A 15,914-nucleotide genomic window follows, 5' to 3' on the forward strand; every position below is an offset into this window, starting at 1 on the left:
CGCCAGGTTTCGTCGATGGATGCCGCCGGGAAATACCGGCGCCATGGCTCTCACCAACCGATACAAGACCGCTACCGGGTCGGGCACCGTTGCTGCCCTGATCCTGGTGCTGGTCTTCGGTAGCCCCTGGTATCGCGACTGGGTGAGCGAGAACCACACCGACCAGACGGCCGGTGGCTGGTTCCTGCGACTGCTCGCCTATCCCGCCTGGCGGTTCGACTCCAACGACCCGCTCCAGGACGTGCTCGCCGACGACCTGCGCGCGATTCTCGTCGTGGTACTCACGGCGCTCTTCCTATATCTCCTGCCCGGCAGCCAGCTCGCCCGGGCCCGCGGCACGCTCAGCCAGCTCTTCGCCGGCTGGGGTGCGTTCGTCTTCGCCGGCGCGTTCGCCGGCCTGATCACCGCGCTCGTGCGCAGCAACCCGACCCTGCTGGGCGCGTTCGGCGCCGCCGGCCAAGGCGCCACCTACGGCTTCTTCGTCGGCTGGATCATCGGCATCGTCACCTTGGGCGCCTGGCGCGGCACCCGCAGCTGACCCTGACCCGTCGCGGACCCGGCTTTCCCCCAGCCGGGTCCGCGGCTTTATTCGGCCGGGTAGTCGATGCTCAGGATGCGGTGCCGGCTGATCAGGCCCAGCACGCGGTCGCCGTCCTTGACCTCGGCGTAGTCGCTGTTGGTGACCAGCATCGCGGCCAGCGCGTCGTAGAGCGAGGTGCCCACCTCGACCGCCGGGACGGGCCCGTCCAGGGTCACGTCAGCCGCCGGGACCAGCATGTCCTCGGTGACCGGGAGCACCGCCAGGCGGCGGATGCCGCGGTCCTTGCCGACGAACTCGCGCACGAACGGCGACGCCGGCTCGCCCAGCAGCTGGGCCGGCGTGCCGAACTGCTCGACGTGGGCGCCCTGCGAGAGCACGACGATCCGGTCACCCATCCGCACGGCCTCGTCGAGGTCGTGGGTGACCAACACGACCGTCTTGCGCACCTCCGCCTGCAGCCGCAGGAACTCGCGCTGCAGCCCGGTGCGGGCGATCGGGTCGACCGCGGAGAAGGGCTCGTCCATCAGGAGTACGACCGGGTCGGCGGCCAGGGCACGGGCGAAGCCGACCCGCTGGCGCTGCCCGCCGGAGAGCTCGTGCGGGTAGCGACGGCCGTAGCGGGCCGGGTCCAGGCCGACCAGGTCCAGCAGCTCGTCGGCCCGCTCGCGGGTGCGCTGCTTGGGCCAGCCGAGCAGGCGGGGCACCGTACCCACGTTGGTGTGGATCGTCTGATGTGGAAATAGGCCGACGTTCTGGATGACGTAGCCGATCCGCCGGCGCAGTCGCACCGCGTCCGTTTGGGTCACGTCTTCGCCGTCGATGAGGATCTGTCCCGCGGTGGGCTCGATCAGCCGGTTGATCATCCGCAGCACGGTCGACTTGCCGCAGCCGGACGGGCCGATCAGCACGACCAGCTCACCGGCGTTGATGGACAGGTCCAGGCTGTCGACGGCCACGGTGCCGTCCGGGTACTGCTTGCGCACCGAGCGGAGCTCGATCGGCGCGGCCTTGCGATCGGCCGGCGCGCGCGTGCCGCCCTCCGGGGTAGCGTCCACCTATGTCCCTCCGCGACCTGGCGTATCAGGATGCCGCCAATCCCTGGTTCTCCTGGGACTACATCCAGACAAACTCGACCACCATCCTTGACGCTCTTGGCGAGCATGTCACGTTGACGGCCGAAGCCGTGGCCGTGGCCGCGGTGGTGGCGATCCCCATGGGCGTGGCCGCGTACTGGTTCCGCCGGCTCAGCGGTCCGATCCTCGCGCTGTCCGGTGTCCTCTACACGATCCCGTCGCTGGCCCTGCTGGCGTTCATCGCGCCGGCGGTCGGGCCGACGAAGTCGACGTCGGTGCTGATCGGCCTGGTGCTCTACGCGCTGCTGTTGATCGTCCGCAACACGTTGGCCGGGCTCACCCAGGTGCCGCGGGAGGCGCAGGACGCCGCGCTCGGCATGGGCTACAGCCGGTGGGGCCGGTTGCTCCGCGTCGACCTGCCGCTCGCGTTGCCGGGCATCATGACCGGGCTGCGGCTGGCGACGGTGTCGACCGTGGCGTTGGTCACGGTCGGCGCGCTGATCGGCAAGGGCGGCCTGGGCAACCTGATCCTCGGCGGGTTCCGCAACAACTTCTTCAAGGCCGAGATCACCACCGGCACCATTCTGTGCGTACTCCTGGCGTTGGTGCTCGACCTGTTGCTGATCGGCGCCGGCCGGCTGCTCACCCCTTGGACCAGGAGAGCCCGTTGAACATCGTGCATTCGGCGTGGATCTATCTCAACGACCCGCTCAACTGGACCAACCCGGGCGGCATCCTCGACCGGCTCGGCGAGCACCTGACCATCTCGGCGGCCGCGGTCGCGATCGGCTGCGTGGTCGCCTGGCCACTGGGCGTGTGGCTGGGCCACGCTGGCCGCGGCGGCGGGCTCATCGTGCTGGTCTCCGACCTCACGCTGGCCATCCCGACGGTGGCGCTGCTGACGATCCTGCCGCTGACCGCGCTCGGGTTCGGCCAACCGCCGATCATCGTGGCGCTCGCCGTGTTCGCGATCCCGCCACTGCTCGCCAACGCGTACACGGGAATCAGGCAGGTCGACCCCGAGACGCGGGACGCGGCCAAGGGCATGGGGTTGTCCGGCTGGCAGCTGCTGCGCCGGGTCGAGCTGCCGCTGGCGGTGCCCTACCTGGCGGCCGGTTTCCGCACGGCGGCGGTGCAGGTGGTGGCGACGGCGGCGCTGGCCTCGTACGTCAACGGCGGTGGGCTCGGGCAGATCATCGCCGAAGGGTTCGGGCTGGGCATCTCGGCGGCCGGTGGGCAGATCCTCGCGGGCGGCGTGCTGGTCGCCCTGCTGGCGTTGCTGGTCGAAGGCATTCTGGCGCTGATCGAACGGCTGGTCACGCCGGCGCCGCTGAAGCCGGCCCGCCGCCGGGCCGACCAGGAGGCCATCGCGACGGGAGCCGCGCCGCGCCCGTAACGATCGTGATGACAACAACCACAGATTCTTGTCGGACCCTCCTGACAACATGTTGGGTGAGAACTCGCGGACGGGAAGATTGTCCCTCCGTCCGTCGGACACGCGGCCGGCCCTGACGGGTCGCGCCGGGACACGGAAGGCGGGCTTCATGCGCGCTGTTTCACGGCTCGCGACGGGGGCGGCAGGCGTCCTCTTCGTGGCTGGACTTCTTGCGGGTTGCGGTGAGGCCGGATCGTCCGGCACCGACGCGCCCGCTTCCGCCGCGGCGGGCGCGGGGTGCGCCCCGGTCGCCGGCGACCAACTCGTCGTCCTGCAAGACGACAAGAACCTGCAGAACAGCGACAACGTGGTCGCTGCCATCAACACCAAGGCGGCCAGCCCCCAGGTCGTCGCGGCCACCAACAAGGTCGCCCAGTCGCTCGACACCCAGAAGCTGATCCAGCTCAACCGGGCGGTCGACGTGGAGCGCAAGACCCCGGCCGTCGCGGCGCAGGAGTTCGCGACCGCCAACAACCTGACCGCCGGCATCCAGCGCGGTCCGGGCGGCGACATCGTCGTCGGTGCGGCCAACTTCAGCGAGAACCAGACGCTCGGCGAGCTCTACAAGATCACGCTGACCGCGGCCGGCTACAACGTGACCGTCCAGCAGATCGGCAACCGGGAGCTCTACGAGCCGGCGCTGGAGAAGGGCGACATCCAGGTCGTCCCCGAATACGCGGCCACCATGCTCGACTTCCTCAACACCAAGGTCAACGGCGCCAACGCCCCGGCGCTGTCGTCGCCCGACATCAACCAGACGATGAGCCAGCTCCGCCCCCTGGGCGAGAAGGTGGGCATCACGTTCGGTGAGCCGTCGGCGGCGCAGGACCAGAACGCGTTCGCGGTCACCAAGGCCTTCTCCGACAAATACGGCGTGACCACGCTGTCGCAGCTCGCGGAGAAGTGCTCGGGCTCAGCCACCGTCCTCGGCGGCCCGCCCGAGTGCCCGCAGCGCCCCAAGTGCCAGGCGGGCCTGGTCAGCACCTACAACTTCAACGCCGGCAAGTTCAGCTCGCTCGACGCCGGCGGCCCGCAGACCAAGAACGCGCTGCGCACGGGTGCGATCAGCGTCGGCCTCGTCCTCTCCTCCGACGGGGACCTGGCAACCACCTGACCGCTCGCTCCGGGTCCGGCACGCGTTCTGGTGCCGGCCCCGGACCGGCAGCACGGCCTCGACCAGCGCGGTCGGCGCCGAGCGGTTTCGGCGGGGTCGGGCGGGTTTGGGCGTAGCCGATCGCCGTTTCGACCGGCATCGGGCAAGTGGGTGGCGGGTGCCGGCCATTTCGCTGTTACCGAACTCTCGGTAGGCTTCCGACCCATGCCGACGACCGACGACGAGGAGCCGCGGGGCCGCCCGTTGCTCAAGTTGTTGTTCTGGGCCGGCATCGGGCTGGCCCCGATCGCCATGCTGTTGCTGCTGCTCGCCGACGGCAACGGCCCGCTGCGGATCGCCGCTGTGCTGGCCGTCCTGGCGGTGGTCCTCATCGGACTCTCGATCGGTCTGCGGTCCGACTCCGACGCCCTGCGGGGCGAGCTCGAGGACATGGTCGCCGACGAGATCGACGGGTTGCAGGGCGACGTGCGGCGGGACATCGAGACCGCCGCGCGGGCCACCCATCGGCAGCTCGGCGAGAAGCTTCAAGCCCTGCAGCAGACCGTCGACGCCATGCGGGCCCAGCTCGACGCGCAGCGGGCCGGACCGCGGCCGCCGTCGGTCGGCGTGCCGACCCAGTCGCGGGACGCGGCCAGCGCCGCGGTCACCTATGGCGCCGCGCGCGAGAGCACCGCGCGCGAGAGCGTGGGCGCGGGACGCGGCGAGGGCGCCACGTACGGCGCCGCTCGGGCCGACTACGGGCGCGACTCGGCCGACGACGACCGTTCCGCGGCGCAACCGGCGATGGCGGCGGGCGGGCGCACCTACGGCGGATCAGGCGAGAGCCAGCCGGGCACGGCGCGGACGCCGCGGGGCCGGATGCCGAGCGGCGTGGTGCGGCACACCGAGACCGTCCAGGTGACCACCCGGCACACCGTGGTCGATGGTCGCGGCGGCACCAGCTACGGCACCGGCGACATCTACGGCGACGACAACCGCTACCGCGACGACAGCCGCTACCGGGACGACAACCGCTACGGCGACGACGACCGCCAGGGCGGACGCCGATCGGCCGACTACAGCGGCGGCACCTACGGCGGCGGCTCCTACAGTGGCGGCTCCTACAGCGGCGGCTCCTACGGCAGCCGCCGGGAACCCGACGAGGACACCGGCTACCGCGGCCGGCGCAGCCGGGACGACGACGACGCGGAGCCGACCGGCTACGACGCCTACCGCGGCCAGGCCGCCGACTGGCAGGACCCCCGCGACGGCGAGGAGTCCTTCACCGACCGCCGGCTGCGCGAGCTGCGCGGCGACCGGCCCGCGATCGAGCGCGGCGACGACCCGGTCCTCGACCCGCAGTGGTCCTCCGCGCGGGCCGGCGACCGCTGGGCCTCCGTGCGCGCCGACGACCAGGGCCGCGAGCTGCGCATGGGCGAGCGCCGGGCGAGCGTGCGGGCCGACGAGTCGGGCACCGAGTACCGCGTCGAAGACCGCTGGGCCGCCGTCCGCCGGGACGACGACGACCGCTCACCCAGCCGCCGCGACGAAGACCGAGCGGGCAGCGGCGCCGGTCCGGACCAGTGGTACGCCGACGCCTGGTCGGACAGCCGCTCCCGGACCGGGTCGACCTACGGTGCCACCCGGGACGACGCGGGCGACGACTGGCGCCGGAGCGGCGGTGCCCGCGCGCTACCGCAGGCCCACCGCGACGAGTCCTGGGGCCGGGGCGCCTACGACGACGACCGTGGCGGCGACGACCGCTGGCGCTGAGAGCAAGCAGAGCTCACTTGTCGATGTCGCCCACCACGAAGAACATCGAGCCCAGGATCGCGATCAGGTCAGGCACCAGGCAGCCGGGCAGCAGCGTGCTCAGCGCCTGCACGTTGGCGTAGGACGCGGTCCGCAGCTTCATCCGCCACGGCGTCTTCTCGCCCCGCGACACCAGGTAGTAGCCGTTGATGCCGAGCGGGTTCTCGGTCCACGCGTACGTGTGGCCCTCCGGCGCCTTGACCACCTTGGGCAGCCGCACGTTGACCGGCCCCGTCAGCCGGTCGACGCGGTCCAGGCACTCCTGCGCCAGGTCGAGCGAGACGAAGACCTGATCGAGCAGCACCTCGAACCGCGAGTGGCAGTCACCGGCGGTGCGGGTCACCACGGGCACCGACAGCTCGCCGTACGCCAGGTAGGGATCGTCCCGACGCAGGTCCAGATCGAGCCCGGACGCGCGCCCCACCGGACCCGACGCACCGTAGGCGGCCGCCTGTTCGGCCGTCAGCACGCCGACGCCGACCGTGCGGGCCAGGAAGATCTCGTTGCGCCGGATGAGGTTGTCGAGGTCGGGGAGCCGGCGGCGGACCTCGCCGATCGCCGCCCGGGCCCGCCGCGTCCAGCCGGCCGGCACCTCCTCCTTGAGCCCGCCGACCCGGTTGAACATGTAGTGCATCCGGCCGCCGGACACCTCTTCCATCACCGTCTGCAGCGTCTCGCGCTCGCGGAACGCGTAGAACACCGGTGTGATGGCGCCGATCTCCAGGGGGTACGAGCCCAGGAACATGAGGTGGTTGAGCACCCGGTTGAGCTCGGCCAGCGCCGTCCGCAGCCAGACCGCCCGCTCGGGCACCTCGATGCCCATCAGCCGCTCCACCGCGAGCACCACGCCGAGCTCGTTGGAGAACGCCGACAGCCAGTCGTGCCGGTTGGCGAGAACGATGATCTGGCGGTAGTCGCGCACCTCGAACAGCTTCTCCGCGCCCCGGTGCATGTAGCCGATGATCGGCTCGCAGGAGACCACCCGCTCGCCGTCGAGCACCAGCCGCAGCCGGAGCACGCCGTGCGTGGAGGGGTGCTGCGGGCCGATGTTGAGCACCATGTCGGCGGTGTCGAGCCCGGCACCGGTGCCGACGGTCACCTCACGGAGATCCGACATAGCCGCCATCGTCCCACGCCCAGCCGTCGATACCCACCGGCTGGACGAGCCACCAGTGATCACCCAGGCCGCCCCGCGCGGTGAGCTCGGCCGCGGCCGACGCCGCCGCCAGCGCTCGCACGTAACCGGCCGGGTCGGTGGACGCCAGGCGGATCGGTGGCCGCCCGCCGTCGGCGCCCAGCGCGCGCAGGGCCTGCCGCTGGGACATCAGCTGGTACGGCCGCCCGGCGACCGCGGACCCGGCCACCGCGACGGAGTCCATGGCGACGTGCGCCGTCACGTCCCGAGTCCCGTCCGGCACCGGTGTCACCTGCCGCCCCTGCACATATCCGGTCAACGTCCCGTCGAACGGCCGATCGTCCCGCAGATGCCCGTAGTCGACCGCCACCGCCAGCCCACGCTCGACCGCTCCCACGGCCCCGGCCCACGCCTCGTCCCGACTCCGCCCGACCTCCCGCCGCGCCTCCGCCGCAACCGGCCCGTCCTGCTCTGCTGCCATCGGCGCATCACCTGTCGGGTCGCTACCGGTGATGCGTCCGTGGCTGCAGAGCAAAGGGGGCCACCAACGGTCCAGCCAGGCGGCGTCGGCCGGTTCGGTCGGCCCGCCGAGGTGCTCCTCCCCGGTGGGCGGCTCGACCTCGACATAACGGTCGCCGACGACCACGTCGAGCGGGACGTTGTCGAGCCACTCCGTGGCGATCAACAGCCCGGTGATCCGATGCGGGGGCGAATGGCGCCAGTCGATCTCGCTCGGCAGGAACGCAGGCCGGGGCGCGAGCTCGACGGCAACTGCCCGCACGCGGGTGCGCAGGGCCGGAGGTGCGGCGGCCAGCACCCCGGTGATGAGCTCACCGCGACCCGCGCCCACATCGACGAGGTCCAGCCGATCCGGCCGCCCCAGAGCCTCGTCGACCCGGGCCAACAGCCGGGCGACGGCCCTGGCCAGCACCGGTGAGGCGGTGGCGCTGGTGCGGAAGTGACCGGCCGGGCCGGCGCCGGAGACGAAGAACCCGTGCGGCCCGTAGAGGGCCCGCGACATCGCCGCAGACCAGCGCATCCACAGCAGCCTAGTGGCGGACAAACATGCCCGTGAAAGTCTTCACACAAGCTGTGTCCGGTCTGTTTCCAGATCGCATACTTGATGTTGACCGGTACCTAACCTGCGCGAGGACTGGATCAATATGAGCGCACTGCCGCGCCAGACCATCGGCATCATCGGCACGGGCCGCGTCGGGGCCGTGCTCGGGGCCGCTCTCCGGGCCGCCGGCCACGATGTCGTCGCCGCCTCCGGCGGCTCCGCCGCCGCACAGGGCCGCATCGCCCGCCTGCTCCCCGGCACCCCGGTGCTCCCCGCCGAGCAGGTCGCCCGGGCCGCCACCGACCTGCTGGTGCTCTCCGTGCCCGACGACGCCCTGGCCGGCGTGGTCGACGAGATCGCCGGCGTCCTGCGCCCCGGCCAGGTCGTGCTGCACACCTCCGGCGCGCACGGGCTCGCCGTCCTCGGCGCGGCCGCCATCGCCGGCGCCCGCCCGCTCGCCCTGCATCCGGCGATGACCTTCACCGGTACGGCCGCCGACCTCGCCCGCCTGCCCGGCATCTCCTACGGGATCACCGCGCCGGCCGACCTCAAGGCGTTCGCCGAGGACCTGGTGCACGACCTGGGTGGCACCCCGGAGTGGGTGGCCGAGCACGACCGGGCGCTCTACCACGCCGCCCTCGCGCACGGCGCCAACCACCTGGTCACCCTGGTCAACGAGGCGATGGACCGGCTGCGCGACGCCGGGGTCGTCTACCCGGAGAAGGTGCTCGCCCCGCTGCTGCACGCCGCGCTCGACAACACCCTGCGGATGCGCGACGCCGCCCTGACCGGGCCGGTGGTCCGCGGCGACGCCGGCACGGTGGCCCGGCACGTGGAGACGCTGACGGAGACCGCGCCGGACTCCGTACCCGCGTATGTGGCCCTGGCCCGGCGCACCGCGGACCGCGCCATCGCCGCCGGACGGCTGCGCCCCCACGACGCCGAGGCCCTGCTCGACGTGCTGGCCAGCGACCGCCCGGAGCGGGTCGCGTGAACGTCGTCGAGACAAGGGCAGACCTCGCGGCCGCGCGGAAGGACCTGCCCGGCACCGTGGCGGTCGTGATGACCATGGGCGCCCTGCACTCCGGCCACGAGGCCCTCCTCAAGAACGCACGGGACCACGCCGACTCGGTGATCGCGACCATCTTCGTGAACCCGCTCCAGTTCGGACCTAACGAGGACTTCGACCGCTACCCGCGGACGATGGAGGCCGACCTCGAGATGTGCCGGCGCACCGGCGTCGACCTGGTCTTCGCGCCGAGCCGCGACGAGGTCTATCCCGGCGGCGAGCCGCAGGTGCGGGTCAACCCGGGCCCGCTGGGCGAGCTGCTCGAAGGGGCGAGCCGGCCCGGCTTCTTCCACGGCGTGCTCACCGTGGTGCTCAAGCTCTTCAACCTGGTCCGGCCCGACCTGGCATTCTTCGGCGAGAAGGACTACCAGCAGCTGACGCTGATCCGCCGCATGGTGCTCGACGTCAACCTGCCGATCGAGGTGCGTGGCGTGCCGACGGTGCGCGAGGCCGACGGGCTCGCGCTGTCCAGCCGCAACCGCTACCTGACCGAGTCGGAGCGGGTCGCCGCGCTGCGCCTCTCGGGGGCGCTGCGGGCCGGCGCGGCCGCCGCCCAGCGCGGCGCCGACGCCGACGGCGTGCTGGCCGCCGCCCATCAGATCTTCGCCGACGGTACGACCGACGTGCGGCTCGACTACCTCGTGCTGCTCGACCCGGACCTAGGCCCCCCGCCCGGCCACGGACCGGCCCGGATGCTGGTCGCGGCCAAGGTCGGCGGCACCCGCCTGATCGACAACATGCCGATCGACCTCGGTTGATCGCTAACCTGGGGTGACCAGGCGGTTGCGCTCCGCCGTCCCGATGTGCTCCGCTTAGGACGGAGCGCAACGCCCCCGGGGAGGACGCGATGCGTCGATGGACGGCAGCGGTCGTGGTGCTGGTGCTCGCCAGCGCCGCTTGTGGCAGCAACGGCAGCGGTGGTGGCGGTGGCGGCCAGGCGGCCGCGCCCGGGCCGTCGGCCCAGACAAGCTCACCTCCGCCACGCTGCCACGCGCAGGTCGCGGAGGGCACCGCCGACGCGCGCGACGGCACCGTCGACTGCGCGGCGCCGCACCTGGCCGAGACGGTCCACATCGGTGAGTTCACGGGCGCCGCGGCCACCGCCGACTCGTTTCCGCCGCCCGTCAGCCGGGCGATGGCCGCGGTCTACGACGAGTGCGACAAGCGGGCGGCGACCGCGCTGGGCGACGACTGGCGCGTCGGGCGGCTCCGGCTCGACGTGGTGCTCCCGTCGACCACGGTCTGGACGGCCGGCGAGCGCTGGTTCCGCTGCGACCTCGTCGAGCTCACCGGCGTCGGCCCGGACGGGAAGGTCGCACAGCGCTCCGGCAGCCTCGCCGGCGGCCTGGAGGCGCCCGACGCGCCGCTGCGGCTGCGCTGCGTGCTGGTCAAGCTCGACCGCAAGGCCAACGTCGCGACGGTCGCCGACAGCCCCTGCGACGTCAAGCACGAGGGCGAGTTCGTCGGTGTCTGGACGGCGCCCGGCAAGGTCGCCTACCCGGTAAAGGACCGCGACTACGTGCCGTTCTACGAGGGCTGCCTCAAGACCATCGCGGCGTACGTGAAGGTGCCCTACGCGCCGGGCTTCGCGGCCCGGACCGGTTACGTGCCGGTGCTGCCCAGCAAGAACGCCTGGGCGATGGGAGACCGCGATGTGCGCTGTTTCCTCTGGGTCCGGTTCCGCCCGCTGAACACCTCGCAGAAGGGGGTGGGCGAGAAGGGTTTCCCGGCGAATATCGGGCAGTCGAGTTAGCCTGCGCACGTTTCGCCGGTCCGGGCGGACACCTGAATATCTGACGGGGTTCACTGAACAGATGGACCCCCGTGTCGCGGAGTTGCCGGAACTGCCCCGACGCCTCGCCGGCCCGGCACCGGGCTGGGCCGAGTCCACCGACGTGGTCGTGGTGGGCTCGGGCATCGCCGGCCTGACCGCCGCGCTGCACCTGCGCGCGGCCGGCCGGCACGTCACGGTGGTGACCAAGGAGAACATCGACGACGGTTCGACCCGGTGGGCCCAGGGCGGCATCGCCGCGGTGCTCGACCCGTTCGACAGCCCGGAGGCCCACGCCGCCGACACGGAGGTCGCCGGCGTCGGCCTGTGCGACCCGGCCGCGGTGAAGGTGCTGGTCGAGGAGGGCCCTACCCGCGTGCGCGAGCTGATGCGGCTCGGCGCCGAGTTCGACCGCAACGCCGACGGCTCGCTGATGCTCACCCGGGAGGGCGGCCACCACGCCAACCGGATCGTGCACGCGGGCGGCGACGCCACCGGCGCCGAGGTGCAGCGCGCCCTGCACGCGGCCGTGCGGCGCGACCCGTGGATCCGGGTCGTCGACCACGCGCTCGTGCTCGACCTGCTCACCGACGCCACCGGCCGGGCCTGCGGAATCACCCTGCACGTGCTCGGCGAGGGCACCGAGGACGGCGTCGGCGCCATCCTGGCCCGGGCCGTCGTGCTCGCCACCGGCGGGATGGGCCAGGTGTTCGCGTCGACGACCAACCCCGTGGTGTCCACGGGCGACGGTGTCGCGCTGGCCATCCGGGCCGGTGCCGCGGTCACCGACATCGAGTTCGTCCAGTTCCACCCGACCGCCCTCTATCTCGGCGACGCCGCCCGGGGCCAGCAGCCACTGGTCAGCGAGGCGCTCCGGGGCGAGGGGGCCCACCTGGTCGACGGCGACGGCAAGCGGTTCATGGTCGGCCAGCACGACCTGGCCGAGCTGGCCCCGCGCGACATCGTCGCCAAGGGCATCCACCGGGTGCTGCTCGCCGAGAACACCGACCACGTGTTCCTCGACGCCCGGCATCTCGGCGCCGAGTTCCTCGCCCGGCGCTTCCCGACGATCGTGGCGTCCTGCCTGGCCGCCGGCGTCGACCCGGGCACCGACCCGATCCCGGTGGCGCCGGCCGCGCACTACGCCAGCGGCGGCGTCCGCACCGACCTGCACGGCCGCACGTCGATCCCGGGGCTCTACGCGTGTGGCGAGGTGGCCTGCACCGGCGTGCACGGCGCCAACCGGCTGGCCAGCAACTCGTTGCTCGAAGGGCTGGTGTTCGCCCGCCGGATCGCCGACCACATCGCCACCGAGCTGCCGGAGCAGGCGGAGCCCGCGCCGGCCACGGCCGACGGATGGGTGCTCGACCCCGGCGTGCGCTCCGCGCTGCAGCGTGCGATGACCCGCGGCGCCGGGGTGCTGCGGTCGGCCGGTTCGCTGGCCGCCACCGCCGGGACCCTCGTCGGGCTCGGCGCGACCCGGGGCCGGCCGGCCACCGCCAGCTGGGAGGCGACCAACCTGGTCACGGTCGCGACCGCGCTGGTCGCGGCGGCCACCGCGCGGGAGGAGACCCGCGGGTGCCACTGGCGCGAGGACCACCCGACCGCCCGGCCCGAGTGGCTCGGCCACCTGTTCCCCGCCCTCGACGGCACGGGGACCCCGACGCTCGCCTGGGAGGCGTGATGCTGCCGCAGTGGATCTTCGACGACCTCCGGGCCAAGGGCCTCGACCCGGCCGAGGTCGAGCGGGTGGTGCGCGGCGCCCTCGACGAGGATCTCGGGCCCCAGCACCGCGACGTGACCAGCGAGGCGACCATCCCGGCCGACCAGGTCGACACGGCCGACGTGGTGGCCCGGGCCAACGGTGTCCTGGCCGGGCTGCCGGTGGCGGCGGCCGTGTTCGCGCTCGCGGGCCCCCGTACGCCGGAGATCGTGCTCAAGGCCCGTGACGGTGACCGGGTGTCCGCCGGCGACGTGCTGGCCACCGTGACCGGCCCGACCCGCACCCTGCTGACCGCCGAGCGCACCGCGCTGAACCTGCTCAGCCGCCTATCCGGCGTGGCGACGCACACCCGGCGCTGGGCCGACGCGCTGGCCGGCACGAAGGCGATGGTGCTCGACACCCGCAAGACCACACCGGGGCTACGGGCGTTGGAGAAGTACGCCGTGCGCGCGGGCGGCGGCACCAACAAGCGGATGGGCCTCTACGACGTCGCCATGATCAAGGACAACCACAAGCTGGCCGCCGGCAGCGTCGCCGAGGCGTACCGCCGGGTCCGGGAGGCGTTTCCCGAGGTGGCGGTCCAGGTGGAGGTCACCACCGTCGAGGAGGCGATCGAGGCCGTCGAGGTCGGCGCCACGTTCCTGCTCTGCGACAACATGACGCCGGCGGTGCTGCGCGAGGCGGTCGCGGCGGTCGGCGACCGGGCCGAGCTCGAAGCGACCGGGGGGCTCACCCTGGAGGTCGCGCCGGCGTACGCCGCGACCGGCGTCGACTACCTTTCGGTGGGGGCGCTGACCCACTCGTCACCTATCTTGGACATCGCGCTCGATCTTCGCCCGCCGCACCTGAGCCGGAGCTGACCCCACATGCTGCTGTGCATCGACATCGGTAACACCAACACGGTGCTCGCCACGTTCGACGGCGACAAGTTGGTGCACAACTGGCGGATCAAGACCGACGCCCGCTCCACGGCCGACGAGCTCGGGCTGATGTTCCGCGGGCTGCTGGCCGGCGACGCGGTGGAGATCACCGGTGTGGCCGCGTGCTCGACGGTGCCGGCCGCGCTGCGGTCGCTGCGCACGATGCTGGCCCGCTACTACGGCGACCTGCCCAACGTGATCGTGGAGCCCGGTGTGAAGACCGGCGTCCAGCTGGCCATCGACAACCCCAAGGAGGTCGGCTCCGACCGGGTGGTCAACACGCTGGCCGCGTACACCCTTTTCGGTGGCCCGTCGATCGTGGTCGACTTCGGCACGACGACCAACTTCGACGTGATCAGCGCGCGTGGTGAGTTCCTGGGTGGCGCGTTCGCGCCCGGCATCGAGATCTCGTTCGACGCGCTGGCCGCCCGTGCCGCGCAGTTGCGCAAGGTCGAGCCGGCCAAGCCGCGTTCCGTGATCGGCAAGAACACCGTCGAGTGCCTGCAGGCCGGGCTCTATTTCGGCTTCGCGGGCCAGGTCGACCACATCGTCGACCGGATGACCGAAGAGCTCGGCTCGGTGAAAGCGGTGATCGCCACCGGCGGGCTGGCCCCGGTGGTGCTCGGCGAATGCCGCACGATCACCCACCACGAACCGATGATCACACTGATCGGCCTGCGGATGGTCTACGAGCGCAACGTCGACGCGCGATAGACCTCGGTGCGGTAGGGCAACGGGAACGACGCCCGGCCGGCGAGGTCCGGATGCGTCTCCGCCAGCTCCGCCACGGCCGTGGTGAAAGCTTTCCGAGTGTCCGGGTCCGCCGTCAGGTAATAAGACCGGGTGGTCATCATTTCCACCAGGTGGGCAGCGGTGAGCGACGTCTCGTGCGCGAATTCGTGGTGCTCCACCGCGGTGAACCGGTCGCCGAACGAGGTGGGCCGATCGTGTTCCTGGTCACCGGCCGCGGTCGCGATCCGGTCGAGTGCCGCGACCCATGGTTCCCTCCGGTCACGGAAGTTCCACACCGCCGCGAAATAGCCGCCAGGCCGCAGCACGCGGGCGGCTTGCGCATGTGCCTCCGCCGGGGCGAACCAGTGGTACGCCTGACCGGCGACAACCGCGTCCACGCTTCCATCCGGCAATGGAATGTCTTCCGCGCCGCCCGCCAGGACGGTCACACCGGGACTGACGGCGGCCAGTCGCGCGCGCATTTCCGGATCCGGCTCGACGGCGATCACCTCGTAGCCGGCGTCGATCAGTCCGCGGCTCAGGATGCCGGTGCCCGCCCCGAGGTCGGCCACCCGCAGCGGCGCCGGGCCGCCGACCGCCCATTCCAGTGCGGCGCGCGGATACGGCGGGCGGAATCGGTCGTAGCGCTCGGCGGCCACGCCGAACGACAGCGCGTTGCGCTTCTTCGCGTCCATCGCGGGGCAGCGTACCGCGGCAATTCGTGACCGACGGCAATGTGACGGCCACCGATCCGGGCGGTGTCAATGGATCCATCGCTCGACCGCCGGCACCCAGCGTGGCCGCGCGGTCTCATCCACGAGATTCCGATCAGAGCGTGACGCGCCTAACAGCCATGGATCACCTTGAGGGTGCCAATCCAACACGCTCTGTCGTGTAATCGGAATCGTGCCGGCCGGCGCTGGCACGGTGATTTAACGAAAAGAGCAGGACGCGGACTCGGATTTTGCCGCGCTATTGACCGATCGCGCGGCGAAGGAGCTATTGTGCTCTTGTTTGTGGGAGGGACCACGCGAAAGGACAGCGGCCCGTGGCCAAGCAGATCATTCACAAGTTGGTCGACGACATCGACGGTGGCGACGCCGACGAGACGGTGAAGTTCGCCCTCGACGGTGTTCAGTACGAGATCGACCTCTCCAAGAAGAACGCCGACAAATTGCGGAACGCAATCGCGCCCTACCTGGCGGCCGGCTCCAAGGTGGGCCGGGGCGGGGTCGTGGTCGGCGGGCGTGCGGCGCGCGGCCGGGGCGGCGCCGCCGCCGACCGCGAGCAGAACAAGGCGATCCGCGCCTGGGCGAAGAAGGAAGGCAAGGACATCTCCGACCGGGGACGCATCCCGCAGGAGATCGTCGACGAGTACCACGCGAAGGCCGGCCGGTAAGGCGGACGACGTCGGTAGGCGGGGACCCCTCCCTGTCGGGCGCCCTCGGGTGACCCGGCCGTCCCCGCTCCGGCCTTCGTCCTTTGTCCGTTTTGTGCCCGCAATGCCCGTCGTTCGTCACGCCCGACTCAGTTGATCTTCATGAATCGCA

The 15,914-nt window shown here is 72.0% G+C and carries 16 protein-coding genes; 12 read left to right on the forward strand and 4 right to left on the reverse strand.

Going from position 1 to position 15,914, the window contains the following annotated elements:
• Positions 1-43 precede the first annotated feature (43 nt).
• Positions 44-538, forward strand: coding sequence for a hypothetical protein (locus tag O7635_RS11260; protein WP_278080355.1), 495 nt, complete (start codon positions 44-46; stop codon positions 536-538).
• 47 nt (positions 539-585) lie between these two features.
• On the opposite strand, the gene O7635_RS11265 is transcribed toward O7635_RS11260, so the two are convergent.
• Entirely contained in the window at positions 586-1,596 is a 1,011-nt protein-coding gene (locus tag O7635_RS11265; RefSeq protein ID WP_278080356.1) for an ATP-binding cassette domain-containing protein, read from the reverse strand.
• A gap of 2 nt (positions 1,597-1,598) precedes the next feature.
• Between O7635_RS11265 and O7635_RS11270 the strand changes: the two genes are divergently transcribed.
• From O7635_RS11270 to O7635_RS11285, 4 genes are all read left to right on the forward strand, one after another.
• Positions 1,599-2,285, forward strand: coding sequence for an ABC transporter permease (locus O7635_RS11270; RefSeq protein WP_278080357.1), 687 nt, complete (start codon positions 1,599-1,601; stop codon positions 2,283-2,285).
• A complete protein-coding gene (locus O7635_RS11275; protein ID WP_278080358.1) occupies positions 2,282-3,010 on the forward strand; it encodes an ABC transporter permease in 729 nt (242 codons plus the stop codon). Before O7635_RS11270 ends, O7635_RS11275 begins: the two co-directional genes overlap by 4 nt.
• Positions 3,011-3,158: 148 nt before the next feature.
• Entirely contained in the window at positions 3,159-4,163 is a 1,005-nt protein-coding gene (locus tag O7635_RS11280) for a glycine betaine ABC transporter substrate-binding protein (RefSeq protein WP_278080359.1), read from the forward strand.
• 204 nt (positions 4,164-4,367) lie between these two features.
• A complete protein-coding gene (locus O7635_RS11285; RefSeq protein ID WP_278080360.1) occupies positions 4,368-5,915 on the forward strand; it encodes a hypothetical protein in 1,548 nt (515 codons plus the stop codon).
• Between the two features lie 13 nt (positions 5,916-5,928).
• Here O7635_RS11285 and O7635_RS11290 read toward each other — a convergent pair whose 3' ends face one another.
• Both O7635_RS11290 and O7635_RS11295 read right to left on the reverse strand, forming a co-directional pair.
• Positions 5,929-7,080: an NADH-quinone oxidoreductase subunit D gene (locus tag O7635_RS11290; protein WP_278080361.1), complete on the reverse strand. Its 1,152-nt coding sequence runs from the start codon at positions 7,078-7,080 to the stop codon at positions 5,929-5,931.
• On the reverse strand, positions 7,055-8,134 hold the full coding sequence (locus O7635_RS11295; RefSeq protein WP_278085446.1) for an SAM-dependent methyltransferase: 1,080 nt from the start codon (positions 8,132-8,134) through the stop codon (positions 7,055-7,057). Before O7635_RS11295 ends, O7635_RS11290 begins: the two co-directional genes overlap by 26 nt.
• 118 nt (positions 8,135-8,252) lie before the next feature.
• On the opposite strand from O7635_RS11295, the gene O7635_RS11300 reads away from it, so the two are divergent.
• The 6 genes from O7635_RS11300 to O7635_RS11325 all read left to right on the forward strand — a co-directional run bounded on the left by O7635_RS11300 (position 8,253) and on the right by O7635_RS11325 (position 14,346).
• Positions 8,253-9,143 carry a DUF2520 domain-containing protein gene (locus O7635_RS11300; RefSeq protein WP_278080362.1) on the forward strand — a complete coding sequence of 297 codons (891 nt, stop codon included), beginning with the start codon at positions 8,253-8,255 and terminating at the stop codon, positions 9,141-9,143.
• On the forward strand, positions 9,140-9,976 hold the full coding sequence (gene panC, locus O7635_RS11305) for a pantoate--beta-alanine ligase (RefSeq protein WP_278080363.1): 837 nt from the start codon (positions 9,140-9,142) through the stop codon (positions 9,974-9,976). Before O7635_RS11300 ends, panC begins: the two co-directional genes overlap by 4 nt.
• Before the next feature lie 89 nt (positions 9,977-10,065).
• A complete protein-coding gene (locus O7635_RS11310) occupies positions 10,066-10,971 on the forward strand; it encodes a septum formation family protein (protein WP_278080364.1) in 906 nt (301 codons plus the stop codon).
• A 61-nt stretch (positions 10,972-11,032) separates the two neighbouring features.
• Entirely contained in the window at positions 11,033-12,673 is a 1,641-nt protein-coding gene (locus tag O7635_RS11315; protein ID WP_278080365.1) for an L-aspartate oxidase, read from the forward strand.
• Positions 12,673-13,572: a carboxylating nicotinate-nucleotide diphosphorylase gene (gene nadC / locus O7635_RS11320; RefSeq protein WP_278080366.1), complete on the forward strand. Its 900-nt coding sequence runs from the start codon at positions 12,673-12,675 to the stop codon at positions 13,570-13,572. The genes O7635_RS11315 and nadC overlap by 1 nt, the downstream gene beginning before the upstream one ends.
• 6 nt (positions 13,573-13,578) lie before the next feature.
• A complete protein-coding gene (locus O7635_RS11325; protein WP_089255807.1) occupies positions 13,579-14,346 on the forward strand; it encodes a type III pantothenate kinase in 768 nt (255 codons plus the stop codon).
• Here the strand turns inward: O7635_RS11325 and O7635_RS11330 are convergent.
• Entirely contained in the window at positions 14,319-15,023 is a 705-nt protein-coding gene (locus tag O7635_RS11330) for a class I SAM-dependent methyltransferase (RefSeq protein ID WP_278080367.1), read from the reverse strand. The two genes, O7635_RS11325 and O7635_RS11330, sit on opposite strands and share 28 nt — an antisense overlap.
• A 389-nt stretch (positions 15,024-15,412) precedes the next feature.
• Here O7635_RS11330 and O7635_RS11335 point away from each other — a divergent pair, with 389 nt between their 5' ends.
• Complete coding sequence (locus O7635_RS11335) at positions 15,413-15,763, forward strand: Lsr2 family protein (RefSeq protein WP_089255811.1); 351 nt, start codon at positions 15,413-15,415, stop codon at positions 15,761-15,763.
• The last annotated feature ends 151 nt before the right edge of the window (positions 15,764-15,914 follow it).

It is taken from the genome of Asanoa sp. WMMD1127 (assembly GCF_029626225.1).
Lineage (GTDB): Bacteria > Actinomycetota > Actinomycetes > Mycobacteriales > Micromonosporaceae > Asanoa.

Coding starts and splice junctions, on each gene's coding strand:
- O7635_RS11280 (WP_278080359.1), top strand. CDS start 3,159: ATGCGCGCTGTTTCACGGCTCGCGACGGGGGCGGCAGGCGTCCTCTTC.
- O7635_RS11325 (WP_089255807.1), top strand. CDS start 13,579: ATGCTGCTGTGCATCGACATCGGTAACACCAACACGGTGCTCGCCACG.
- O7635_RS11260 (WP_278080355.1), top strand. CDS start 44: ATGGCTCTCACCAACCGATACAAGACCGCTACCGGGTCGGGCACCGTT.
- O7635_RS11300 (WP_278080362.1), top strand. CDS start 8,253: ATGAGCGCACTGCCGCGCCAGACCATCGGCATCATCGGCACGGGCCGC.
- O7635_RS11285 (WP_278080360.1), top strand. CDS start 4,368: ATGCCGACGACCGACGACGAGGAGCCGCGGGGCCGCCCGTTGCTCAAG.
- nadC (WP_278080366.1), top strand. CDS start 12,673: ATGCTGCCGCAGTGGATCTTCGACGACCTCCGGGCCAAGGGCCTCGAC.
- O7635_RS11270 (WP_278080357.1), top strand. CDS start 1,599: ATGTCCCTCCGCGACCTGGCGTATCAGGATGCCGCCAATCCCTGGTTC.
- O7635_RS11310 (WP_278080364.1), top strand. CDS start 10,066: ATGCGTCGATGGACGGCAGCGGTCGTGGTGCTGGTGCTCGCCAGCGCC.
- O7635_RS11315 (WP_278080365.1), top strand. CDS start 11,033: ATGGACCCCCGTGTCGCGGAGTTGCCGGAACTGCCCCGACGCCTCGCC.
- O7635_RS11290 (WP_278080361.1), bottom strand. CDS start 7,080: ATGGCGGCTATGTCGGATCTCCGTGAGGTGACCGTCGGCACCGGTGCC.